This is a genomic window from Amycolatopsis sp. CA-230715, assembly GCF_018736145.1.
GTDB lineage: Bacteria > Actinomycetota > Actinomycetes > Mycobacteriales > Pseudonocardiaceae > Amycolatopsis.
Window position 1 is genome coordinate 7,446,353 of record NZ_CP059997.1, and the last position, 22,200, is coordinate 7,468,552.

A 22,200-nucleotide genomic window follows, 5' to 3' on the forward strand; every position below is an offset into this window, starting at 1 on the left:
GGCGTTCGACCGGCGCAGGCGGCTCAGTCCGAGGTGAACCGGCCCGCGGCCCACGCCCGGTCACCCGGTTCCTTGATCTCGTCGACCACCACGCCCTCCACGACGTACTCGATCGGCTCGATCAGCCCGCGTTTGACCGCCTCGTGCCAGGCCTCGTGCGGGCCGACGCCCCACGGGTGCCACGGCACCAGGTCGTCGACCACCACGATCGCGCCCGGTTTGGCGATCTTCCTGCTGTTCTGGATGTCGGCGTAGGCCACTTCGTAGTCGTGCCCGCCGTCGACGAATACGAGATCGGGCTGTTCCCCGGTATAGGCGGGCACCGCCTCCAGCGAGTTTCCCACGATCAGTTCGTGGCGGCCCGGATAACGCGCGTCGATGAATTCCTTGGCGAGCTCCACCGAAAGTCGCCGGTCGATCTCGAATGAGACCACTTTGACCTCGGGAAGGCCTTCGAGAAAGGCTATCGCGGAGAATCCGACGTTGAACCCGATCTCGGCGACCACCCCGGCGTTCGTCTTGCGGGCAAGCTCTTGCAGGTAAACCGCTTCGGCCGCGGTCGCGCCGCCTTCGTAGACCGGAGCATGCCGTTGTTTGACGTACTCGTAAATTTCCCACATGAGCTTTTCGATAGCGCTCATGTCCTGGGTGGCGTCGGTTTCCATGACGTCTCCATCATCGTGTTCACCGCGATCGGCGCTGGACGAGAGTCAAGGAGTACTACAAAGCGCCTGGCAACTCCAGCGCGGCAATTTATGTATGACCGGGCTACTGATCGACGCCCACGCGCGGCTCATCCCCGTGACAAGTTCGGGTGCTCCCGGCGGCGGGCGACGTACTCGCCCGCCGCACCGGCCAGTATCAGCAGCCCGGCCGCCAGCAGGCCCCACGCGCACAGGCCCGGCTCGACGGTCCCCTGCGGGAACAGGGCGTCCGCGCCGCCGAGGCCGGAGACGAGGTACCACCCGAGCCAGACCGTGATGATCGCGCCGGGCACGGCCGAGATCACCGTGAGCCGCCAGCGCCCGATCATCAGCGCGAGCAGGGCGGGCCCGGCCGCCGCGGCCAGGCCGACGACGAACCACGCCGCCTCGTTCACGCGCATGAACCGCTCGACCACGCGCGGCGCGTCGCCGGCGAGCGCCGGATGCGTCCACACCGACAGCGGCCACAGGAACGCCAGGCCGCCGACGGCCACACCGACGAGTACCACGACGGCCGCCGCGCGACGACCGACCGCGTTTCCGCTCACCCCGAGCCCCATCCCCTCCGACGCCGAACTCCCCTGCCCGTGCGGCCTGGCGCCGGCTGTGGCCGGCGCGGGCACGGGGTTGCCACCAGTTTGCTGCAGGATTGCCCGGCAATCCAGGAGGTTATCCGTTGGCGTCATCAGTCAGCGTGTCGGCGCATTCTTCACCGGCCGTCGGCGGTCCCGGACGCCTCACGGGTAGCTGGTCAGATTGGCGACGTTGGTGCCGGGATCGGACGGTCCGCCGCGGTCGTTGAGCACGTGGTTGATCGTGCCGGTCCCGCCGAGCGACACCGTCACCATGCCGTGGAACCGGATACCGGGGGCCTCCGGCGCCTCGAAGGACCGTTCCGCGACGACGGCAGGGTTGGCGTTGAAGTAGCAGTAGCTGCCCAGCCCCCACGCCTCGTGGCTGGTGACGCCGTCGCCGACCTTGTAGGCCGCGTACCCCTTCGTCCCGCCGTCCATCCAGGCCGCCTGGTCGGGCGGGTCGTAGGGCAGTTCGTTCTGGTAGAAGTAGGTCCGCCCGCCGTTGCCGTTCCAGATCGTCTGGTGCTTCTGGTAGTGCTCGACGAACAGGCCGTACGCGGTCACGTCGTCGCCGTTCACCACGAGCCCGGTGTCCGCGGTGTTGGTGTCCCAGCCCACGCCGTCGCCGTGATCGGCCCGCCAGATCCACAGGTGGTCGCCGAGCACGTCCGAGCTGTTGATCACCAGGCTCGTGGTGGCCTTGCCGACGCCGGCGCCGCCGACCCGGAAGTACACGTCGTGCAGTGACACGGGGTTCGCCGCGTGCGACGCCGCGGAGCCGGCCGGGCCGACTTCCAGCAGCACCGGGGAGTTCACCGGCCCGGCGTCGAACAGCAGGCCAGCCACCTTCACCCCGTCGACGTCGGCGACCCTCATCGCCGTGATGCCGTTGCCGGGAACCAATGTCGCGAGGCCGAGCCCGAGCACCACGGTGTCCGGACGGTCCACTTCGAGCGTCTGGTCGAGGTGGTGGACGCCGGGGGCGAACAGCAGGTTCTTCCCCTGGGCGAGCGCGGTCTCGATCGTCGAGGCCGACTCACCCGGTTTCACGATGAAGAACTCGTCGATCGGCAGCGAAGATCCCGGCTGGTCGCCGCGAGACCACGTCGTGCCGCGCGCGTCGTGGCGCAGCGCCGGGACGAACACGTGGTACGCCCCCGCGCTATCGACGTGGAGGAACGGCTTCTCCCGCACCACGGGCGCACTGTCCACAGTGGTGAAGGGCGGGTCGGGGAAGCTGGTCGGCGGCGCGTTCTCGGCGCCGACGAACACCATGTTCCAGTTCGCTCCTCGCCAGCACCCCAGGTGCGCGTTCCGCGAAATCCACTGCTGCTGCGAGCCGGACCTGATCTGACCGTCCACAACGGAGTCGGCGAGGTAACCGCCGCTCGACCACCCGCCGTCGTCGAGCTGGAGCGAGCCTCGCACGTGCATGCGGCGGAACGGCGCGGCCTGCGAGACCGCCCACTGCGCGGTGCCGCCGTCCGGGTTCACCGCGAGGTTCTCCGCCGAGCGCCAGAAGTTCTGGGTCGCGTTGCCCTCGAACCAGCCGGCCTCGGCGCGCACCGCGCCGTTGATCGTGACGTCGTCCGGGTGCAGTCCCAGCCCGGCGATCTGGGTGTAGAACCCGACGTCGGCGTGCACGTCGTAGCTTCCTGGCTTGAACAGCAGCGCGAACCGGTCATCGCCGAACTGGTTGCTTTCCTGGCGCGCGAAGACGGTGTCGAGCTTTTCCTGGATCCGGGAAGCGGGCATCGACGGGTCGAACACGAGCACGTTCGGCCCGAAGTCGGGATACCCCGGCGCGCTGCCGGGAACGTCGGCTGCGCTCACCGCGGACGACTCGGCCGGTCCGCTGTCCGCAGTGGACAGTGCGGTGCGGTCTTCGCTCGCTCGGTGGACGAAATGGTGCGAGCCTCCCGCTTCCTCGACGACCTGTCGGCTGGCACAAGCACTGTAGCCCGACCGCGGCCATTTTTGTTGGTACTGGCAACAAAGTATCGCGGGTGTGGTCCGCCGGTGACAATGATCCATCCGGTGCTGCGCCGTCCGGGTGACGACCTTCGTCGGGCCGATAACCATTCGCGACCACGGGCACGGCGCCGGTACGGTGCGCCGGACCGATCGAGGAGGCAGCCATGCACTACGACGCCGAAGCGTCCTTTTGAGCCGACCAGCAAGCGCCGCAAGGGGTTCCCTCTAGCGAGACCAGAGTCAAACGCGGTGAGCGGACCGTCGGCTCCGGTAAGGAACTCGTCGAGAAGCTCGGCGGGAACGACCCCTGCCCGTGCGGTTCCGGGCGGAGGTTTCCGCCGGTGCTGCCGCGAGGGCGGCCGGTACGACGGCGTGAACGGCCACCACTACGTCCGTGACTGAGGTGTCGCGCTCGGCGTAGCCGGTGTCCCGTCGAGGGAACCGGCTACGCCGAGCCCGCTCTCACCTCCGCAGCACGGTCGTCAGGGCGGCGGCAAGCTCGGCGGCCGGATCGTCGCACGCCGTAGGGCAGTGCCAGGCGATGATCGCGTCGGGGCGCACGAGCAGCGCGCCGTCCGGCTTCAGGCCGACGTCGCCGAGCCAGCCGGACTCGTCGATGCGCGCGATGGCGATGTCCGTCCGCTGCGCCGCGTCCTCCCAGTGCTTCCCGTCCGGTCCGGCCAGCAGGGTGAACCCGGTGCCAAGAAGGTCCAAAGTAGACATTCGGGTGCCGTCGCGGTCCAACCAGCGGTGGGGGAGGCGGGTGCCGGGACGGCCTTCCGGCGCGTAGCGGTCCGATGGCGGCGCGCCGCGGTCGTCGGGGACGAACGCGCCCTGGTCGTACTGGGCGCCGAACATCGCCGCCGCCGGGTGCACCGCCTCGCTCTTCCCGTCGGTGAAGCTCTTGATCATGTCACCGACGTGCCCAGCGACGCGGCTGGAAAACTCGGCTGTGGCGTAACCGACGGGGTAGCGCTCGGCGTGGTAGGTCTCGAGCAGGTCCGGCCCGGCGGAACCGTCGAGCACCGCGGCCAGTTTCCAGGCCAGGTTGTGCACGTCGGCGATCGCGGTGTTGGCGCCCGCCGCGGCCATCGGCGGCATCGCGTGCGCGGCGTCGCCGGCGAGGAACACCCGCCCGGCGGCGAAGGACTCCGCGACGTGCATCCCGGACTCCCACGGCATGCTGCTGATGATCTCGACGTCGATGTCCCCCGCCCCGATCACCGTGCGGAGGATGTCCGCCCACCGGTCGGCGCCCAGTTCGTGCGCGCGCCCGTCGCCGACGGGGAAGTCGCTCGTGGAGAACAGCCAGCGGTCGGTGCCGTTGATCGAGACGAACGCGCCGGAAGCAACCGGGTTTTCGATCTGGCACAGGTTGAACGGCTTGTCGCGGACGAGCTCGGTGAGATCCGCGCGGAAGTACACGTCGAGGTTGTCGGCGAGGTGTCCGATACCGCCGCGGGCGATGCCGAGACTCTCCCTGATCGGGCTGCGGGCACCGTCGGCCGCGATCACGTAGTCGGCGGTGACGGTGATCGTCCCCGCGTCGCTCGCCAGCGTCGCGGTGACCCTGTCGCCGTCTTGCCGCAGCGCGCGAAGCTCGGTGCCGAAGCGGACGTCCGCGCCGTCGCGTTCGGCGGCCGCGCGCAGCACGGGTTCGAGCACGTCCTGCGGGCACAGGATGCTCTGCCCGGGGCTGAGGCTGAGCATCTCCTGGTGCATCGCGACCTTGGCACCGAGATCCGGTGTCAGCTCGGGCCACCGCGCGTCGACGAGCGTGCTCCCGCTGACCATGCCGTTGAACCCGGCCAGTTCCGCGCTCGCCAGCGCGATCTCCTCGGTGAGCCCGAGCGAGCGGTAGATCTCGGTGCTGCGCGGGTTGAACCGCCTGGCTTTCGGCTGCGGCGAAGTGTCGCGATGCTTCTCGGCCAGCAGCGTCGGCACGCCGTGCCGTCGCAGCAGCAGGGCCGCGGTGAGCCCGGCGACCCCGCCGCCGACGACCAGGACGGGAACGCGTTCCTCGGACATGAGCACTCCTCCGTGTACGACGTACATTTTGTGTACGTTGTACACGCTGTGTACGATGTAGTGCAATCGAGGAGGTGCGGTGGGCACGGACGGTGCGCCGGCGCCGCCGATCTGGTTCCTGCCGGAGGCGCCCGAGCGGAAATGGGGCCTCGGCAGGGCGGAGATCGTGCGGGTCGCGATCGAGATCGCCGACGGCGGTGGCGCCGAGGCGCTCACCATGCGCGCGGTCGCGACCAAGCTCGGCGCCGCGACGCCGATGTCCCTCTACCGGTACGTGCACAGCAAGGAAGGTCTCGTCGACCTGATGCTCGACGAGGTGGGCGCGGAAGTTCCCACGCCGGACGAGCCGGGGGAGGACTGGCGGGGCGAGCTGACCGAGCTCTGCCGGGCGGAATGGGCCATGATGCGGCGCCATCCCTGGTACGCGGCGCTGGTGCACAGCCGTCCGCCCGCGGGGCCGAACGCGTGCCGCCGCCACGAGTTCGTGCTCGCCACGTTCGCGAAGCTCGGGCTGGAGCCGTCGCGGTCACTCGGGTTTTCGCGGTTGCTCGACGGCTACCTCGCCGGGTTGGCGCTGCAGCAGGCCGAGGAAGAAAAAATGTGGCGGCGCAACAACTTCGGCTCGACTGACCAGGTCAGGGAGCAGGTTCGGGACTGGTGGCCGCGGTCGCGGGGCGATGCCGCCTACCCGCACCTCACCGCGCTGATGGAGTCCTTTTTGGACGGCGGAGGGATCGCGCCGGACGTGGACGCCCAGTTCGAGCTGGGGCTGGCCTGCCTGCTGGACGGTGTCGCCGCGCGGCTATGACCGCGTCGCGTCGTAGTGCTCGGCGATCCTGAGCAGTGCGCTCGTCATCGCGCCCGCGTCGGCGACGCGCGCGGCGTCGGTCAGTTCTTCCAGCTGTTTCGAAATCGCGTTGTGCACCTCGTGCGCGAGGCTGTCGCCCTCTTCGGTGAGCGCGATCCGGTTGACGCGCCGGTCGCAGTCGTCGGGAACGCGGCGCACCAGCGCGCGCCGCTCCACCCTGTCGACGAGGCCGGACAGGCTCGACCGTTCGAGGTGCAGCGACCTGCTCAGCTCGGTCATCCCGACCGGCCCCTCGGTCAGCTGGCACATCAGCTGCGCCTGCGGCGAGGTGAGCCCGAGTCGGCGGCTCTCTTCGCTGAACACCTGCTGGACGACGTGGGTCATGCGCACGAGCGCCTCGGCCAGTCGCAGGTGTTCCGGCGCGTCGGCCGAGCTCGTCGTCACGGTGACCAGTGTAGTTGACGGTTGTTCGTAGTACGAACTACAGTGCTTCGTACTACGAACAATTCGTACTACGAAGGAGTCTGCCTTGGCGGCACAATTTGTCTCAACGGCACGAGTGGTGGTGATCGGCGGCGGGTACGGCGGGGTTTCCGTGGCGAAGGGGCTGGACGAGGTCGCCGAGGTCACGCTCGTCGAGCCTCGTGACGCGTTCGTGCACAACGTCGCCGCGCTCCGCGGCCTCGTCGACCCGGACTGGACCGACCGGCTTTTCCTTCCCTACGACCATCTTCTGGCTCGCGGGCGGGTCGTCCGCGAGCGGGCGGAACTCGTTGAGCCCGGCGCCGTCACGCTGGGTTCGGGGGAGCGGATCGCCGCGGACCACATCGTGCTCGCGACCGGATCGGGCTACCCGTTCCCCGCGAAGTTCGCGGAAACAGAAAGCGCGGACGCGATCGCGCGCCTGCACGGCACGAGGGCGGCGCTCGAGCGCGCCGGGCACGTGGTCCTGCTCGGCGCCGGTGCGGTCGGGCTGGAACTGGCGGGCGAGATCAAAGCCGGGTGGCCGGACAAGCGGGTCACCGTGGTGGATCCGCAGCCGGACATCCTGTCCGGCGGCTACTCGGCGGAGTTCCGCGCGGAGATCCGGCGCCAGCTGGGGGAGATCGGGGTCGAGCTGCGGCTGGAGACCACGATGCCGCCGCCGTCGGAGCCGAGCGCCGACGAGATCTGGTTCCGGTGCTACGGCGTCGAACCGGCCAGCGGCTACCTGTCCCCGGAGCTCGCCGCGGCCCGCACGGCGAACGGCGCGCTCACCGTCACCCAGCACCTGAACCTGCCGGGGCAGCCAGGGATCTTCGCGATCGGCGACCTGACCGCGATCGGCGAGGGCAAGACCGCGATGGCCGCGGCGCAGCACGCCGAGGTGGTCGTCGCGAACCTGCGCGCCGAACTGTCCGGATCGCCGGAACGCGTCGCCTACCGGCCGGGGCCCGCGGCCATCCTGCTGCCGCTCGGCCCGGCGGGCGGTGCGGGTTACGTTCCGGAGCAAGGTGTGCTCGACACCGATGCCGCCGTCCAGTACAAGAGCGCGGGGCTGCGGCTCGACGCCACGCTGGAGCTGCTCGGCCTGGCGGCGGTGAGCTCCTGATCAGCGATCGGCCACCAGGTGGTCGAGCATCTTGCCGACCACGTCGGTGGCGCGCTCGCCGTCCGGCGCGCCCGCGATGTGCACGGCGTTGAAGGCGAGACCGTCGAGCATCGCGGAGACGAGTTCGGTGTTGGTCTCGATGTCGTGCACGCGCGCGCCGCGCAGGATGTGCCCGACCAGCACCCGGAGCCCGCGGTGCAGTTTCTGGGCGAGCACGCGGAGTTCGGGGTTCAGCCGCGACTCCGCGAGGAACGCGAAGCAGATCGTCGTTTCGTCCCGCCGCCGATCGTCGAGCGGCAGGAACTCGGAGAGCATCTTCATCACCGAAGCGCGCTTGTCGGCACCGGCGTCCATGGCGGCGACGTGTTCGCCGACGCGCTCGGTGACCCGCGCGTACATCGTTTCCGCGGCGAAGATCAGCAGGTCTTCGTGGTTCGCGAAGTAGTGGCGGACGGAACCGACGTTGAGCCCGGCCTCGGTCGCCACCCTGCGCAGCGAGGCGGCGTGCACGCCTTCGCGGGCGACGAGGCGGAACACGGCCTCGGCGATGTCGGTGCGGCGGAGTTCGGGATCGACGACCTTGGGCATTGACGCATGGTATCCCACGTGTGATACTTCGATTTATCTCAACTGGGATAAATAATGATCGTGGGGGGTCTTCGTGTCGAGCGTCTTCTGGGTCGTCGTGGTGGCCGTGCTGGTCGTGGTGCTCGTCGTCAGGCGGTTCCGCGGGAGTCCGCTGACCGCGCGCGACGCGTTCGTGTCCCCGGTCGTCCTGCTGGCGATCGGGGTCTACGAGCTGACCAAGGTGCCGGAGTTCAGCTGGCTCGACATCGGCTGGCTCGCGCTGGGCACCGTGGTCGGGCTCGCCTTCGGCGGGCTGCGCGGTACCACCACCGTGCTGTCCGAACGCGACGGTGGGCTGTGGCAGCACTATACGAAGTGGACAGTGGTGGTGTGGCTGATCTCGTCCGCGTCGAGCTTCGGTCTCGGCGTGCTCGGGGTCGCGCTCGGCGCGCACGAGGAGGCGCGGCCCATCGTGCTGTCGATCGGGATCAGCCTCATCGGCGAGGCGGCCGTGGTCGGGTTCCGGGCGAAGGTACTGGGGGTGCGCTTCGCCCCGGAACCCGACCGCCGCTGGGTCTAGCTCGTGCGGCGGATCGACACGTGACCGCGTCCCCGAAGGCGGCCTGTATGGCGCGAGCCGCTACCGCTGCGGAGGTCCTTGCGGCGGCCGGTATCCCGGTTGCGGGAACGGCGCAAACCCTTGTGGCGGCGGGAATCCCGGCGGCTGGGCGAAACCGGGATGCCCGCCGGGCGGGAGCTGCTGGGTGACCGCGTCGGAGCCGCGGTTCCGCCCGCGCCGCCGGATCGCGACGACCAGCCGCCAGCCGCAGCCGGCGGCGACCACCGCGCCGATCCCGAGCGTGATCCACCGGCCGCCCGACTGGAAGGCGTTCGCGTCGTCGATCGCTTCCTGGCGCTTTTCTTCGTAGCTCTTCCGGGATTTCGTGCCGTAAGAGGTCGTTTCGCAGTAGGTGCCGGGTCGCATGGCCTCGCTGCCGCACAGCACACCGCCGTTGCCGACCGTCCCGAACGCGCCGAGCGCCATCAGTGCCAGTCCGATCAGCAGCCCGACCGACCACCAGACCACGCTCTTCATCCCATGCCCCTTTTGGCTCGGCCCGGCGAGTCGGGACATATCAGACCACAGATCGAACTGTTACGCATCTCCTTCTGATGTCACATTTGAAACCGCGAGCCCGTGGAGTGCGGTCACGGGCGGCCTGCCGCCGGTGAGCAGGAGCGCGGTGATCCGGTCGGCGGTGCCCGGGGCGAAGCGCACGTGGCCGCCGGGGAGTTCGACGACCCTGCCCGTGCGGTCGAGCGGCACCCGCGCGATTTGGCTCAACCAAGCCGCGGACGCGTCCGGGTCGGGGGTTTCCACCACGAATCCGGCGAGATCGTGCACGCCGCGGTTGACGCGCCCCTCGGCGGCCTGCTGCGCGAGCACCTCCGGCGCCGGCGAGTACGTGATGAAGAACGGCGCCCAGTCCGGCGCCCCCTTCAGGATCACTTCGCGGAACGACACCGGTGAGCCGTCGAAGGTGAACGTGGTCAGCTCCGCGGAGTGGCCCTCCTGGCGCAGTCGCTCCGCGGTCTCGGCCGCGTCCGTCACGTGGATCGCGAAGTTGAGCGCGCCGCCGCCGCTGCCGATCAGCGAGTCGATCGCGGGCATCCAGTCGGCGATCGCGACCCCGAACGGCGAACCGGAGAACGTGGCGCGGTCTTCGACGGTCAGGATCTCGACGTACCGGGTGTCGAGCCGCCACGCCCCGTTGCGCATCCCGCGGTGCGGCGGGTTCACGTGCGCGGGGAGCCCGGCCGCGGTGTAGTCGCCGACCGCGCGGGGAACATCGGGCACGCAGTGCAGGAGATGGTCGAACCTCGGTGACTCGGACATGCATGAACCTCCCAGTTTAGGTAAGGCTCAGCTTACTCAATGCGGTCCAGTACGCGTTCGACGAGTGCGGTATCGCAATGCTCGATCACCTCGGTGAGGCGGCCGTTTCGCACGCGGAAGACGAAGCAGTACGTCTGGTGGTAGGCCCGGCCGCGCCGGGTGGTCCCGCGGCCGCGAGCCTGCACCGCGACGCGGTCGCCGTCGGCGAGGACGTAGTCCGCTTCCAGTCGGTAGCCGTCGTCGTCGAACTGCGCCATCAGCGGCCGGAGCAGCTTCGTCAGCACGGCCTCCTTCGGCTCCCACGTCCGCGACCACGACCAGTCGCCGGGGAACACCCAGCGGAAGTCGTCGGCCATCGCCTCGCTCAGCGCGCGCACGTTCCCCTTGGCCATTTCGTCGAAGACGCGGCGTAGCAGCTCTCGGTTTTCTTCGGTGCTCGTCATGGCGTCCAGCCTGGGGCACGCGCAAATATGCGACAAGCGATTGTCTGGCATATCTGGTATTTGTATTTCGCATGGCTGAGTTCACGGTGCTGGGGCTGCGCGTGGTCAGGGCGGCCGCCGCGCACGGGTCGTTCTCGGTCGCGGCCGAACGGCTGGGCTACACGCAATCGGCGGTTTCGCGGCAGATCGCGCTCATGGAGCAGGTCGCGGGCTGCCCGCTGTTCGAGCGCGGGGCGCGGGGCGTGCGGCCGACCGAAGCGGGCCTCCTCGTGGTCCGGCACGCCGAAGCCGTGCTCACCGAGCTCCACACGGCGCGGAAGGGCTTGGCGGAGCTCGGATCCGCTCGCGCGCCGCGGTTGCGGGTCGGCGCGTTCTCCACCGCGATGGCCGCACTCGTGCCCGACGCGATCGCGGCGTTCGTCGACCGGCAACCGCGGGCGAAGGTGTCGCTGCGGGAAGGGCTGAGCCCCGCGCTGCTCAACGCGGTCGCGCGCGGGCGGATCGACTTCGCGGTGGTGACGTCGCCCGGGGAACCGCCGCCGGGCGTCGAACTCACGGCACTGCTCGACGATCCGCTGTTCCTCGCGGTGCCGCGCTCGCATCCGCTCGCTTCGTCGCCGGGCGTCGGCGCCTCGGAGTTGCGGACGCAGCGCTGGATCGCGGGCAGCGCGGATCCGGGCTCGACCTTGCTCGGCGCGTGGGCAGGTTCCTCGTGGCAGCCCGAAATCGCGTTCGTGGCACGGGACTGGGTCGCGAAGTTCGGGCTGGTGTCCGCGGGCCTCGGCGTCACCATGGTGCCGGGCCTGGTGGTGCCGTCCCTGCCGCCGTCCGTCGTCGCGGTGCCGGTGGACGAGGCGGCCGCCGTCCGCGCCACGGCGGTGGCATACCGGACGACGACCGATGCGCACCGCGCCTTCGTGACCGCGCTGGAGGACACCGCGGCCGGACTCGCCGCGGAGGCCAGGCGGCGGGTCAGGGCGCGTTAGCGGGTCGGCGCGGCGGGGGTCGACGGCCCGCCGCAGGTGTCGACGCCGTCGACCGGCTTGTCGGGGTCGAAGACGTTGGTCTCATCCGTACCCGGGAGCGCGTCGTACGCGCGGGTTTCGCTGTACACCGGTGCCAGCAAGCCCTTGTCGCTCGCGCCGCAGGCCATCGAATAGGTCTCGCCCTGCGACTCCCCCGGTGCCAGGCCCTGGTCGGCGGCCTGGTAGCGCCCGCCCTTCCGGAGGTGGTAGTTGCCGTCCACCTTGTGGAAGGCCACGTGGTCACCGGGCCCGGTCAGCGAGTCCGGGTTCGGCGCGTCGAACGCGTACGCGACGACATAGGCGGTGTGCACGATCAGTTCTCCCGGGTCGTCGCCCTGGCGGGCGCTCAGCTTCCCGGTCAGGCGCGGCCCGGTGGGCAACAGGTGGAAACCGTCGGCCACCCTCACCACGAAGGCGGAGGCCAACCTGGGGTCGGTGCCGTCCAAGACCTCCTTGGTCCGCTTCGCCTCGTTCGGGGCGAGCAACGCCAGATACGCACTGGGGTCGTGGCCTTCGAGCATGCGGCGGTCGAGATCGGAGGCGGCGATCGCCTGCTTGACGCGTTCGTAGGCGTCACCGACCTCCTTCGCGCTGAACCCGCCGATCGCGACGGGCGCGGGGGCGGTGAACCCGGCGACGCCGTCACGCCACGCGTCGGCGGGCGTGTTCGCGAAGGGCGCCTTCAGATCGACGTTCGCGCGGTCGGGCAGCGCGTTCCGCGACGTGGACGGGCTCGGGTTCGCTGATCGTTGCACCAGGACGACCGCGATACCGACGAGCGCCACCGCGACGAGCCCGCCGACGAGCCAGCTCCGCGTTCGCAGCCCGGGTTTCCGCGGTGTGCGCGGCTTCATCCGCTTCAGGTTCCGGCGGCGCCGCGATCTTCGCACCTCGGTCCACGCTTCGCGCTCGGCGTGCTTCTGCCAGTCCGGATCCATCAGGTCCGGATGTGTTTCGATGTCCCGTTCATCCATCGTGGACGACCCCTCCAGTGCGACTCGACACCACCTCATCGCCGCGGAAGGCCTGCCGTTACGCCGTGCCCGCTGGGCCGGGTGGCGGAACGGCCGGGCTAAAGTGGCCTGGTGTCCGTTGCCGGGGAGCCCGAGGTGAGACCGAAGGCGGACCGGCGGCGGATCGCACTGGCGGGAGTCGCGCTGACCGCGGTCTCCTTCGTGGTGTTCGCGATCGTCGGCGGCGGTTTCCTCGATCTGCACGTCTACCGCGTCGGCGGATACGCGTGGCTGCACGGCATCGGCCTGTACTCAGACGAATTCCCGCGGCTGGTCCCGGTGCAGCCGCTGCCGTTCACCTACCCGCCGCTGGCCGCGATCCTGTTCGCCCCCGTCTCGGCGCTGCCGTGGCAGGTGGCGAAGTTCGCCATCACGCTCGTCAGCGCCGCCGCGCTGGTGACCACGACCGCGCTCGTCGCGCGGCGCCTCTACGGCACGGGCAGGGCGGCCGCGATCGCCGGGTTCGGCGCCGCGGCGGTGTCGCTGCTGTTCGAGCCCGTTCGCAAGACCGTCGAGTTCGGACAGGTCAACCTGCTGCTGATGGGCCTGGTCGCGCTCGACTGCCTGAGCCCGCGCACCCGGTGGCCGCGCGGGCTGCTGATCGGCCTCGCCGCCGCGATCAAGCTGACGCCCGCGGTGTTCGTGCTGTTCTTCCTGGTGCGGCGCCAGTACCGGCCGGCGGCCGTGTCGGTCGCCTCGTTCGCGGGATTCGGGCTGGCCGGGTACGCGCTCGCGCCGTCGGACACCGCCGGCTACTGGTTCGGCGTGCTGCTGCACCCGGAGCGCATCGGCGGTACCACCTACCCGTTCAACCAGTGCTACCAGGCGATCCTGCACCGGCTCCTGCCCGACGGGACGGTGCTGAGCGCGCTGTGGTTCGCGCTCGTCGTGCTCACGATCGGCCTCGCGGTGCTGGCGGCCGCGCGGGCCCGCGCCGCCGGTGACGACGTGACGGCGTTGCTCGCGGTCGCGCTCGGCGGGCTGCTGGCGTCGCCGGTGAGCTGGTCGCACCACTGGGTGTGGGTGGTGCCCGCCGGTATCGCGATGGTGCACCGGTTCGGTTCGACGTGGCGCGGCCGCGCGCTCATTGCCGCGGTTCTGGCGGTCTACGCGGTCGGTGCGCACGCGTTCCTGCCCGATCGCGGCGCCGAGCTGGACTGGTCGTGGTGGCAGCACCTACTCGGCTCGTCGTACGTGCTGGTGGGGTTCGGCGCGCTCGTCGTGCTCGCGCTGCGGCGCGACCGCGTTCCCGCGGAACCGGTGGCCCATGGCGGGGAAAGGAGTGTCGACCTTGCGTGAGCTGCCACTCGTCGGAGACCTGAAATCCGACTGCGCCAACTGCTTCGGCCTGTGCTGCGTCGCGCTCGCCTTCACCAGGTCCGCGGATTTCGCGGTGGACAAGGAAATCGGCGAGCCGTGCCGGAACCTGTCGGCGGACTTCCGCTGCGGTATCCACCGCGATCTCCGCGAAAAGGGGTTCTCCGGCTGCACCGTGTTCGAATGCTTCGGTGCGGGGCAACGGGTTTCCCAGGTGATTTACGGCGGCACGAGCTGGCGCGAGGAACCGGAAACGGCGCCGCAGATGTACGCCGTGTTCGGGGTGGTGCGGCAACTGCACGAACTCGAGTGGTACCTCGCCGAAGCGATGGCGCTGCGCCCGGCCGAGGACGTCCGCGACGCGTTGGCGGAAACCGAATCCCTCGCGGGGGAGAGCCCGGAAGCGTTGCTGGCGCTCGATGTCGCCGCGCACCGGGAGAAGGTCAACGCCCTGCTCCTGCGGACGAGCGAGGCGGTCCGCGCGGAGTTCCGGAGCAGGAAGAAGGAGCGCAGGGGCGCGGACCTCATCGGCGCGAAGCTGCGGAAGGCCGATCTGCGCGGCGCGAACCTGCGCGGGGCCTACCTCATCGGGGCGGACCTGCGCGGCGCCGATTTGCGGCTCGCCGATCTCATCGGCGCCGACCTGCGCGACACCGATCTGCGGGGCGCCGATCTCACCGGTGGTTTCTTTCTCACCCAGGCCCAGCTCAACGCGGCGAACGGCGATGCGGCGACCCGGATCCCCGCTTCGCTCGAACGTCCGGCGCACTGGTCCCCGAAGCGCCGTTGACCCGATGTCCACTATGGACTGAACGCGGCAGGGCCCGCTCGCCGGTGACGAGCGGGCCCTGCCGTGATCGGGGATATCAGGCCAGTTCGAGGCCGTACGCCTGGAGTTCGAGCGTCAGCGGGTAGAAGTAGCTGGTCTGGGTGTCGCCACCGGACAGGGTGCCGAGCCCGGTCGAGCCGTCGTAGGCGGGGCCGCCGGAGTCGCCGTGGTCGGTGTGCGCGGTGGTGCCGAACTCGTGGTTGAGCACGCCGACGTCGAAGTTCACCGACTCGTCGACCGAGGTGATCTGGCCGCCGCCACCGCCGGTGGTCGAGCCCTGCTTCTGCATCTGCTCGCCGACGGTCGGCTCGCCAGCCTTGTCGATCTTCTGGCCGGTGTTGATCTCACCGGGCCCGGTGCCGTTCGGGCGGGTCAGCAGGCCCGAGTCGGCGTCAGGGCAGTTGCTCTCGACGATCTCCGCGCCGCTCACGTCGCCACCGGACCAGGTGCCGCCGAGGTTGGTGCAGTGCCCGGCGGTGAGCAGGAACGGCGAGCCGCCCCTGGTCACGTTGAAGCCGAGCGAGCAGCGGCCCTGGTCGTTCTGGATCGCGTCGCCGCCGGCGATGTGGAGTTCGAGCTTGCCGGTCCGGTGCTCGACGCGGACCTTGTCGCCCTGCTGCCGCGCGGCCGCGGTGACCTTGGCCGCGGTCGCCGGGCTGGCGGCGTCGTAGATCTTCACCACGACCTGGTTGGTGCTGGTGTCGATGCCCCACGCGGTCTGCGGCACGCCCTTGACCGCGTCGAGCGCGTTCTTCGTCGCGGTCAGCGCCGCGAAGCTGTGCTTGACCTGCTTGGCGGTCAGCCCCGCCGCTTCCACCTTCCGCGCGGCCGCGCCGTCCAGCACGTTCACGACGGCCTTGCCGTGGTCGAGGTAGTAACCGCCGGATGCCGAGCCGAGCGCGTCGGTGACCTGGTCCGCCTGGCTGATCGCGAGCTGCTGTGCCTGGGCGAACGAGACGGTGGGGGCCGCGCTGGCCGACGGAAGGGACATGCTGAACGCGAGCGCGGTGCCCGCGAACACCGCGAAACCGGCGAGGGACTTCTTGGGAGCCATCAACATCCTCCTGAATCAGGGCAGGGTGGAGAACGTGCGCGAGGGGTCGCGCGGGTGAAGCAGGAGCACGTGAAAGCATGGAACTCGGGCCGTACCAGCCGCCACCGCCAAAGGTTGGTTATTAACCAAAGCTATCTATCGACTATTTTGCCGAACCTTTACCGTGAATTGATGGGTACTTGAACCGCGGCACGCAATTCCGCCGGAGCGCCGATCAGCTCAGGGTAAGGAGCCCGATCGCCGCACCGGCGCCCAACAGCCCCACCGCCTGCGGCCAGGTAAGCCGCTCGCGAAGTGCGGTGACGCCGAGCAGCACTGGGATGGCCGGGTAGAGCGACGACAGCACCACGGCGATGCTCACGATCTGGTAGCGCGCCGAGAGCAGGTAGCAGACGAGCGCGAGCGCGGCGATCCCTCCGTTCAGTGCCGCGGCGGCGCGAAGACGCGGCGGCGGGCGTTCCGCCGAGCGCGCCATCGGCAGGATCGCGAGCGTTGCCGCGAGCCGCCCGGCGACGATCGGCCAGAGCCCCGACGACGGCGCCGCCTGCGCGAGCGCGAGGTACTGCAGCGCGATCCCCGCGCTGGCGATCAGCGCGTCGGGCACCGCGGCGGGATCGGTGCCGGCGCCGCGCTTGCGGGAAACCAGCCACAGCGCGGGCAGCGCCACCACGATCCCGCTCCACGCGAGCGGTGTCGGCCGGTCGCCGAGCAGCGCGACGCCGACGAGCACCGGCAGTGCGACCCCGCCCACCGCGCTGACCGGGACGACAACGCTCATCGCGCCCCTGCTCAGTCCTTTGTAGAGGAACGCCATGCCTGTCCCGGTGCCGATCCCGGACAGTGCTCCCCAGCCGAGATCGGCGAGTCCGACGCCGGGGCTCGGCACGAACGGCGCGACGAGCACGGCGAGCGCGAACCCGCTCGCCTGGCCGATGAGCGCGACCGCAGCCGGGTTGGCGCGGCGGGAAAGCAGCCCGCCCGCGTAGTCCGCGATGCCATAGCAGAGCGCGGAAGCCAATGCCAGCAGCGCACCCATCACGGAGTCCCTTGTGGACACTCCGTCGCGTCGCGCTCGGCTTGGCCGACCGGGCAGACCGCGCCGGTCGTGCAGCTCGGCCGGTCGCACAGGCGGCACAGCAACTCGGCGTCGCGGACCCGGCCGTACGCACTGGCGAGCAGGGTTTCGAGGAGCCCGGCGAGGGTGTCGCGCTGCTTCGCGTCCAGGCCGTCGAGCAGCTCCGCGAGCGGAGCACCGCGCGCGGTGAGCGCCGCGTGTGCGGCCTTGCGACCCTCAGCCGTGAGCCGCACGGTCACGGCGCGGCCGCGCCCGGTGTGCCGCTTGGCGAGCCCGGCCGACTCCAGCGAATCCACCATGCGCGCCGAGGCGGACTGGGTGAGGCCGACGCGCTTGCCGAGTTCGGTGACGCCGACCTCGGCCGAGCCCGCCAGCACCACCAGCGCCGACGCGCCGCTCGCGCTCAGCCCGGTCGCCCTGGTGGCCTCGGCGACGGTCAGATCGGCCACCGCCAGCGCGGTGGCGCCGAGCAGGTTCGCCGTCCTATCATGCATGAGTCATGCATATCAAGGATGAGGCGGATCGGCAACCCGGAGATGTGTCGTGGACAGGTGTTTAAAATGAAGTGTACAGTCTGCTATAAACACTTCGTGGACGGACGACGGCTGCTCGGGCGCGCGGAACGGCGAGCGCAGATCGTGGCCGCCGCGACCGCCGCGTTCGCGCGCGACGGGTACGCGGCGACCGGCATCGGCAAGATCGCGGCGCAGGCCGATGTCACGGCGACGATCATCTACCGGCACTTCACCGGGAAGTCCGAGCTGTACCGGGCCGCGCTCGACGCCGCTCGCGCGCGGCTCGGCGAGGTGACCGAGGCCAAGGACGAGGGGATGGTCGAAGCGACCGTGGCCGCGGCCTCCGAGGATCCCGACGGTTTCCTGCTTTTGTTCCGGCACGCGGCGCGTGAGCCGGAATTCCGGGACTGGGTGGCCGAATTCGAGCGCGGCAGCGCCGAGATCGCCGAACGCGCGCTCGTGCCGAGGTTCCCGGGCGCCACGCGACGGCACTGGGCCGCGCACCTGCTCACCACGATCAGCGTCCAGACCATCCTGTCCTGGCTGGACGCGGGGAAACCGGCGTCGGTGGCGGAGGTCGTCGCGACGATCGACGCCGCCTCCGATGCGGTGCTGGACGCGCTTGCGGGAGGACACACCTGATGGACCAGCACAACATCGGCCGGTTCGACCGGCAGGCGGCCGGGTACGACCGCGCGTTCCTGCAGGCCTTCTTCGGGCCGGTCCAGCGGGCGGTGCTGGATTCGGCCGCGGCCGTCGTGCCGGAGCCGAAGCGGTTGCTCGACGTCGGCGCGGGCACCGGTCAGCTCCTGGCGGCCGCGCGTGAACTCTTCCCTGACACGGAAGCGGTCGGTGTGGAGCCCGCCGAAGCGATGCTGGCGAAAGCCAGGGACAAAGGTCTGCCCGTCGAACGCGGTGTGGCCGAGCGCCTGCCGTTCGAGGACGGCCGGTTCGACGTCGTGGTGTCCACGATGTCGTTCCACCACTGGGCGGACCAGCGCGCCGGGCTGCGCGAGGTGGCCAGGGTGCTCGCACCGGGCGGGGTGGCGGTGATCGCGGAGCACTTCGCGCAGACGTGGTTGCGCCCCGTGTTCGCGATGCTGCCGAAACGCAATCGCGCGCCCGGCCACCGCGAAGTCGACGCGATGATCGCCGAGGCGGGGCTGCTCGCGCCGCGCTGGGAAACCGTGTTCCACCTGGATCCCTTCCTGCTCTTCCGCGACGCGGGCGGGCGGCGGGCACGTGGCACGCTCCCGTTCGTCACGGCCGTGGCGGCGGCCAAACGGGCGTAGCGCGAAGCCCCGGATGGGCCGTTTCGAAACCAGACCGGTTTCACTTCCTTTCGCGGTGTTGACTCCGAATTTCGCCGATGGCAGATTTCCTGCTCACCTGGAGCAGAGACGACCAGCGGAGTCCGGGAGGGTTGCGCTTTGCGATCACTCGACGAATTCGAGCGTGAGCAGGGCATTCTGCTCGATCTCGAGGCTTCGGGCCGGGTCTCGGTCAACGAGCTGAGCGATCGCTTCGGCGTGTCGGCGGTGACGGTTCGCAAGGATCTCGACGCGCTGGAGCGGCGGAACCTGTTGCGCCGGGTGCGCGGCGGCGCGGTCGGGGTCGGGACCACCGACGAGGGCGCGTGGGCGATGCGCGTCCGGCACTCGCACGCGGCGAAGCAGGCGATCGCGCGCCGCGCGGCCGCACTGGTCGACCACGGTGACGTGATCGCGATGGACTCCTCGACCACCGCCTACCACGTCGCGACCGAACTGGTCGACCGCAGGAACCTGGTGGTGATCACCAACGGGCTCCGGGTGGCGACGCTGTTCATGGAGCAGACGAACTCGATGGTGCTGATGCCGGGCGGCGTGCTGCGCCGGTCCGCGGAATCCATGGTCGGCCCGATCGGGGACCTGCTGACCGGGCGCGGCCGGATCGACAAGGGCTTCTTCGGGCTCGTCGGCCTGTCACCGGAGAACGGGCTGATGGACGTCAGCCCCGACGAGGCGCAGACCAAGGCGTTCATCGCAGGCGTGTGCGATCGGGTCTACGGGGTCTTCGACTCCTCGAAAGCGGGTCGCTTCGCCATCCATCCGTTCGTGCGCCCCGACGGCGTGGACGCGCTCATCACCGACGATGGGATCGCGCCGAAGGTGGTCGCCGACTGGGCGGCGATCGGGGTCCCGGTGCGGATCGCCGAGGTCGAGCGGCCGCTCGGGGGCACCGCATGAGGACCGTGGCCGCGGTCGACCTCGGTGCCGAAAGCGGCAGGGTGGTGCGCGCCGGGTTCGATGGGACCCGCTTCGACATCGACGTCGCGCATCGGTTCGCGCACAGCCCCCGCACCGAGAACGGGATCCTGCGCTGGGACATGGACACCTTGCTGCGCGAGGTCACCGCGGGGCTCACCAGGCTGGACGCGGGCGGCGGCACGGTCGACTCGGTCGGCGTCGACGCCTGGGGTGTCGACTATGGACTGTTCCGTGTGGACGGACGAATGGTGGACCAGCCCACCTGCTACCGGGATCCGCGCCAGCTCGACGCGATGAAGCGCGCGGTCGACGCCGTCGGGGCCGACGCGATCTACGACGCGACGGGCGTCCAGCTGATGCCGATCAACACGATCTTCGGCCTCACTTCGGACCTGCACGACCACCCCGACCGGCTCGCGGCGGCGGAGCGGCTGCAGATGATGCCGGACGTCTTCCATCGCCTGCTTTCCGGCAGCACCGGCACCGAGTACACCGCCGCGTCGACCACCGGCGCGCTCGACATGCGCACCGGCCGCTGGGCCACCGGGCTGCTCGCCGCGCTGGGCATCCCGGACCACCTGCTGCCGGAGGTGATCCAGCCCGGTACCGACGTCGGCGCGCTCCGCGGCGGGTTCACCCGCGCGCTGTCGGAGACCAGGGTGATCGTGCCGCCCGCGCACGACACCGCGAGCGCGGTCGTCGCGGTGCCGTTCACCGAACCCGGCGCGCTGTTCATCTCGTCGGGTACCTGGTCGCTCGTCGGCGTCGAGACTTCTCGGGCGCGCGTCGACGCTTCGGCGAAGGCGGTCAACCTCACCAACGAAGGTGGCTACGGCGGCACGATCCGCTTGCTGCGCAACGTGATGGGGCTGTGGCTGCTGCAGGAGTGCCGCAAGCAGTGGCACCGCGAGGGCGCCGATCTGGGCTACGCGGAGATCGCCGAACTCGCGCGCGCCGAACCCGGCCTGGTCAGCGTGGTGAACCCGGATTCGACCGATTTCCTGCTGCCGGGCGACATGCCGCGCCGCATCCAGGAGTACTGCGCGCGGACCGGCCAGCCGGTGCCCGCGACGGTCGGCGCGATCGCCCGCTGCGCGATCGACTCGCTCGCGCTCGGGTACCGCCGGGTGCTCGACGCGATCACCGCGGTCACCGGGACACGCCCGCCCGCGGTCAACATCGTGGGCGGCGGCGCGCGGCACACCCTGTTGTCGCAGCTCACCTCGGACGCGACCGGTCTGCCGGTCCGATGTGGACCGGTGGAGGCCACCGCGATGGGCAACGCGGCGGTCCAGCTCGCCGCGCTCGGGGAGTTCGGCGGTGTCACCGAAATCCGGGCCGCCGTCGCGGACTCCGCCGACCTGACCGAGTACGAGCCGCGCGCCCGCCACGACTGGACCGCGGCCGCCGCGTTGCTGGACACCCTGACCAACGCCGATGGTCTGTACCACCGAGCTTGACCCACGTGACTCCGTCGAAGAGAGGGATGATCCGCATGAGGACAACGATCCGGAACACCGTGGTGGTGCTCGGCCTCGTCGCCACGCTGGCCGCGGCGGGCTGCACGCAAAAGAACAGCGGCGGCGACGCGGGTGGCAACGCCGGCGGGAAGCACCAGATCGCGTTCGTGCCGAAGCTGCAGGGCATCCCGTACTTCGAGGCGATGAACACCGGCGGAAAGGGCGCGGAGCAGGCGCTCGGCGACGCGACCTGGCTCTACCAGGGCCCGACCCAGGCGGACGCGGCCGCGCAGACGCAGATCGTGCGCTCGTTCATCCAGCGCGGGGTGCAGGTCATCGTGGTCGCGCCGAACGACCCCAACTCGATGGCGCCGGTGCTGAAGGAAGCGCAGGACAAGGGCATCAAGGTGATGACCTCGGACACCGACGCGCCGAACTCGGTCCGCGACGCGTTCGTGAACCAGGCGTCCACCGAGCAGATCGGCAAGGCGCTCACCGACGCGATGCTGAAAGCCATGGGCGGCAAGGGGAAGTACGCGATCGTCTCCTGTGGAGAGACAGCGGAGAACCTGAACTCGTGGATCAAGGTGCAGAAGCGGTACACCGCCGAGAAGTACCCCCAGGCGCAGATCGTCGACACCGTGTACGCGGGTGAGGACCAGGCCAAGGCGACCCAGATGGCGGCGGACCTGATGAACGCGCACCCGGATCTCACCGGCCTGATCGGCGAGTGCACCTCGTCCGCGCCCGGTGTCGCGCAGGCCGTCAAGGACTCGAACCGCATCGGCAAGGTCTTCACCGTCGGCCTCGGCACGCCGAAGTCGATGAAGCCGTACCTCGCGGACGGCTCTTCGTCGAGTTCGATCCTGTGGGACGTCGAGCAACTCGGCTACCTCACCGCGTGGGCGGGCGACCAGCTCGCCGCGGGCAAGCAGTTCCAGCCGGTGAACAAGGTGAGCGACAAGCTGCCCGCGGTGAAGTGGGACGCGGCGACCAAGACGCTGCTCCTCGGCGACCCGCTGGTGATCACCAAGGACAACGCCGACCAGTTCAGCTACTGACATGGGCGCGCCTCG

The 22,200-nt window shown here is 70.2% G+C and carries 24 protein-coding genes and 1 pseudogene; 12 read left to right on the forward strand and 13 right to left on the reverse strand.

Going from position 1 to position 22,200, the window contains the following annotated elements:
- Nucleotides 1-23: 23 nt before the first annotated feature.
- The 3 genes from HUW46_RS35450 to HUW46_RS35460 form a co-directional block, all read right to left on the reverse strand.
- Nucleotides 24-665: an O-methyltransferase gene (locus HUW46_RS35450; protein WP_215543085.1), complete on the reverse strand. Its 642-nt coding sequence runs from the start codon at nucleotides 663-665 to the stop codon at nucleotides 24-26.
- Between the two features lie 128 nt (nucleotides 666-793).
- Entirely contained in the window at nucleotides 794-1,252 is a 459-nt protein-coding gene (locus HUW46_RS35455) for a hypothetical protein (RefSeq protein WP_215543086.1), read from the reverse strand.
- 189 nt (nucleotides 1,253-1,441) lie between these two features.
- On the reverse strand, nucleotides 1,442-3,313 hold the full coding sequence (locus HUW46_RS35460) for a coagulation factor 5/8 type domain-containing protein (RefSeq protein WP_442860874.1): 1,872 nt from the start codon (nucleotides 3,311-3,313) through the stop codon (nucleotides 1,442-1,444).
- Nucleotides 3,314-3,552: 239 nt separating this feature from the next.
- Here HUW46_RS35460 and HUW46_RS49115 point away from each other — a divergent pair.
- A pseudogene (locus HUW46_RS49115) lies at nucleotides 3,553-3,651 on the forward strand (SEC-C metal-binding domain-containing protein); the annotation flags it as partial.
- A gap of 64 nt (nucleotides 3,652-3,715) precedes the next feature.
- Here HUW46_RS49115 and HUW46_RS35470 read toward each other — a convergent pair.
- Entirely contained in the window at nucleotides 3,716-5,281 is a 1,566-nt protein-coding gene (locus HUW46_RS35470; protein WP_215543087.1) for an FAD-dependent monooxygenase, read from the reverse strand.
- Between the two features lie 79 nt (nucleotides 5,282-5,360).
- On the opposite strand from HUW46_RS35470, the gene HUW46_RS35475 reads away from it, so the two are divergent.
- Nucleotides 5,361-6,089 carry a TetR/AcrR family transcriptional regulator C-terminal domain-containing protein gene (locus tag HUW46_RS35475; protein ID WP_215543088.1) on the forward strand — a complete coding sequence of 243 codons (729 nt, stop codon included), beginning with the start codon at nucleotides 5,361-5,363 and terminating at the stop codon, nucleotides 6,087-6,089.
- Here HUW46_RS35475 and HUW46_RS35480 read toward each other — a convergent pair.
- On the reverse strand, nucleotides 6,084-6,533 hold the full coding sequence (locus HUW46_RS35480) for a MarR family winged helix-turn-helix transcriptional regulator (RefSeq protein ID WP_254125210.1): 450 nt from the start codon (nucleotides 6,531-6,533) through the stop codon (nucleotides 6,084-6,086). The genes HUW46_RS35475 and HUW46_RS35480 overlap by 6 nt on opposite strands.
- Nucleotides 6,534-6,618: 85 nt before the next feature.
- On the opposite strand from HUW46_RS35480, the gene HUW46_RS35485 reads away from it, so the two are divergent.
- Nucleotides 6,619-7,680, forward strand: a complete 1,062-nt coding sequence (locus tag HUW46_RS35485) for an FAD-dependent oxidoreductase (RefSeq protein ID WP_215543089.1) — start codon at nucleotides 6,619-6,621, stop codon at nucleotides 7,678-7,680.
- Here the strand turns inward: HUW46_RS35485 and HUW46_RS35490 are convergent, their stop codons facing one another.
- Nucleotides 7,681-8,268, reverse strand: coding sequence for a TetR/AcrR family transcriptional regulator (locus HUW46_RS35490; protein WP_215543090.1), 588 nt, complete (start codon nucleotides 8,266-8,268; stop codon nucleotides 7,681-7,683). It lies immediately after the preceding gene.
- A gap of 73 nt (nucleotides 8,269-8,341) precedes the next feature.
- On the opposite strand from HUW46_RS35490, the gene HUW46_RS35495 reads away from it, so the two are divergent.
- Nucleotides 8,342-8,827 (forward strand): DUF1453 family protein, encoded by a 486-nt coding sequence (locus tag HUW46_RS35495; protein ID WP_215543091.1) that lies wholly within the window; start codon nucleotides 8,342-8,344, stop codon nucleotides 8,825-8,827.
- Nucleotides 8,828-8,887: 60 nt separating this feature from the next.
- Here the strand turns inward: HUW46_RS35495 and HUW46_RS35500 are convergent, their stop codons facing one another.
- The 3 genes from HUW46_RS35500 to HUW46_RS35510 are packed head-to-tail and all read right to left on the reverse strand — an operon-like array spanning nucleotide 8,888 to nucleotide 10,587.
- Entirely contained in the window at nucleotides 8,888-9,343 is a 456-nt protein-coding gene (locus HUW46_RS35500) for a hypothetical protein (protein ID WP_215543092.1), read from the reverse strand.
- 60 nt (nucleotides 9,344-9,403) lie between these two features.
- Nucleotides 9,404-10,144, reverse strand: a complete 741-nt coding sequence (locus HUW46_RS35505; RefSeq protein ID WP_215543093.1) for a VOC family protein — start codon at nucleotides 10,142-10,144, stop codon at nucleotides 9,404-9,406.
- A 32-nt stretch (nucleotides 10,145-10,176) separates the two neighbouring features.
- Nucleotides 10,177-10,587 carry a nuclear transport factor 2 family protein gene (locus HUW46_RS35510; protein WP_215543094.1) on the reverse strand — a complete coding sequence of 137 codons (411 nt, stop codon included), beginning with the start codon at nucleotides 10,585-10,587 and terminating at the stop codon, nucleotides 10,177-10,179.
- Between the two features lie 71 nt (nucleotides 10,588-10,658).
- On the opposite strand from HUW46_RS35510, the gene HUW46_RS35515 reads away from it, so the two are divergent.
- Nucleotides 10,659-11,573 (forward strand): LysR family transcriptional regulator, encoded by a 915-nt coding sequence (locus tag HUW46_RS35515; protein WP_215543095.1) that lies wholly within the window; start codon nucleotides 10,659-10,661, stop codon nucleotides 11,571-11,573.
- Here HUW46_RS35515 and HUW46_RS35520 read toward each other — a convergent pair.
- Nucleotides 11,570-12,586: a hypothetical protein gene (locus tag HUW46_RS35520; protein ID WP_215543096.1), complete on the reverse strand. Its 1,017-nt coding sequence runs from the start codon at nucleotides 12,584-12,586 to the stop codon at nucleotides 11,570-11,572. The genes HUW46_RS35515 and HUW46_RS35520 overlap by 4 nt on opposite strands.
- A 135-nt stretch (nucleotides 12,587-12,721) precedes the next feature.
- On the opposite strand from HUW46_RS35520, the gene HUW46_RS35525 reads away from it, so the two are divergent.
- Nucleotides 12,722-13,924, forward strand: a complete 1,203-nt coding sequence (locus tag HUW46_RS35525; RefSeq protein WP_215543097.1) for a glycosyltransferase 87 family protein — start codon at nucleotides 12,722-12,724, stop codon at nucleotides 13,922-13,924.
- Nucleotide 13,925: 1 nt separating this feature from the next.
- The gene (locus tag HUW46_RS35530) at nucleotides 13,926-14,732 is read left to right on the forward strand and encodes a pentapeptide repeat-containing protein (protein WP_254126676.1); all 807 of its coding nucleotides are present in this window, start codon (nucleotides 13,926-13,928) and stop codon (nucleotides 14,730-14,732) included.
- Between the two features lie 76 nt (nucleotides 14,733-14,808).
- Here HUW46_RS35530 and HUW46_RS35535 read toward each other — a convergent pair whose 3' ends face one another.
- The 3 genes from HUW46_RS35535 to HUW46_RS35545 all read right to left on the reverse strand — a co-directional run bounded on the left by HUW46_RS35535 (nucleotide 14,809) and on the right by HUW46_RS35545 (nucleotide 17,394).
- Entirely contained in the window at nucleotides 14,809-15,825 is a 1,017-nt protein-coding gene (locus HUW46_RS35535) for a S1 family peptidase (RefSeq protein ID WP_215543099.1), read from the reverse strand.
- Nucleotides 15,826-16,039: 214 nt separating this feature from the next.
- Nucleotides 16,040-16,861, reverse strand: a complete 822-nt coding sequence (locus tag HUW46_RS35540) for an EamA family transporter (protein ID WP_215543100.1) — start codon at nucleotides 16,859-16,861, stop codon at nucleotides 16,040-16,042.
- The gene (locus HUW46_RS35545; RefSeq protein WP_215543101.1) at nucleotides 16,861-17,394 is read right to left on the reverse strand and encodes a MarR family winged helix-turn-helix transcriptional regulator; all 534 of its coding nucleotides are present in this window, start codon (nucleotides 17,392-17,394) and stop codon (nucleotides 16,861-16,863) included. The genes HUW46_RS35540 and HUW46_RS35545 overlap by 1 nt, the downstream gene beginning before the upstream one ends.
- Nucleotides 17,395-17,490: 96 nt before the next feature.
- Here HUW46_RS35545 and HUW46_RS35550 point away from each other — a divergent pair, with 96 nt between their 5' ends.
- The 5 genes from HUW46_RS35550 to HUW46_RS35570 all read left to right on the forward strand — a co-directional run bounded on the left by HUW46_RS35550 (nucleotide 17,491) and on the right by HUW46_RS35570 (nucleotide 22,185).
- Nucleotides 17,491-18,057, forward strand: a complete 567-nt coding sequence (locus HUW46_RS35550; protein ID WP_215543102.1) for a TetR/AcrR family transcriptional regulator — start codon at nucleotides 17,491-17,493, stop codon at nucleotides 18,055-18,057.
- Complete coding sequence (locus HUW46_RS35555; RefSeq protein WP_215543103.1) at nucleotides 18,057-18,707, forward strand: class I SAM-dependent methyltransferase; 651 nt, start codon at nucleotides 18,057-18,059, stop codon at nucleotides 18,705-18,707. The genes HUW46_RS35550 and HUW46_RS35555 overlap by 1 nt, the downstream gene beginning before the upstream one ends.
- Nucleotides 18,708-18,845: 138 nt before the next feature.
- Nucleotides 18,846-19,643 (forward strand): DeoR/GlpR family DNA-binding transcription regulator, encoded by a 798-nt coding sequence (locus tag HUW46_RS35560; RefSeq protein ID WP_215543104.1) that lies wholly within the window; start codon nucleotides 18,846-18,848, stop codon nucleotides 19,641-19,643.
- Nucleotides 19,640-21,124 carry a rhamnulokinase gene (locus tag HUW46_RS35565; RefSeq protein ID WP_215543105.1) on the forward strand — a complete coding sequence of 495 codons (1,485 nt, stop codon included), beginning with the start codon at nucleotides 19,640-19,642 and terminating at the stop codon, nucleotides 21,122-21,124. The genes HUW46_RS35560 and HUW46_RS35565 overlap by 4 nt, the downstream gene beginning before the upstream one ends.
- A gap of 35 nt (nucleotides 21,125-21,159) precedes the next feature.
- Nucleotides 21,160-22,185 (forward strand): autoinducer 2 ABC transporter substrate-binding protein, encoded by a 1,026-nt coding sequence (locus HUW46_RS35570; protein WP_215543106.1) that lies wholly within the window; start codon nucleotides 21,160-21,162, stop codon nucleotides 22,183-22,185.
- The last annotated feature ends 15 nt before the right edge of the window (nucleotides 22,186-22,200 follow it).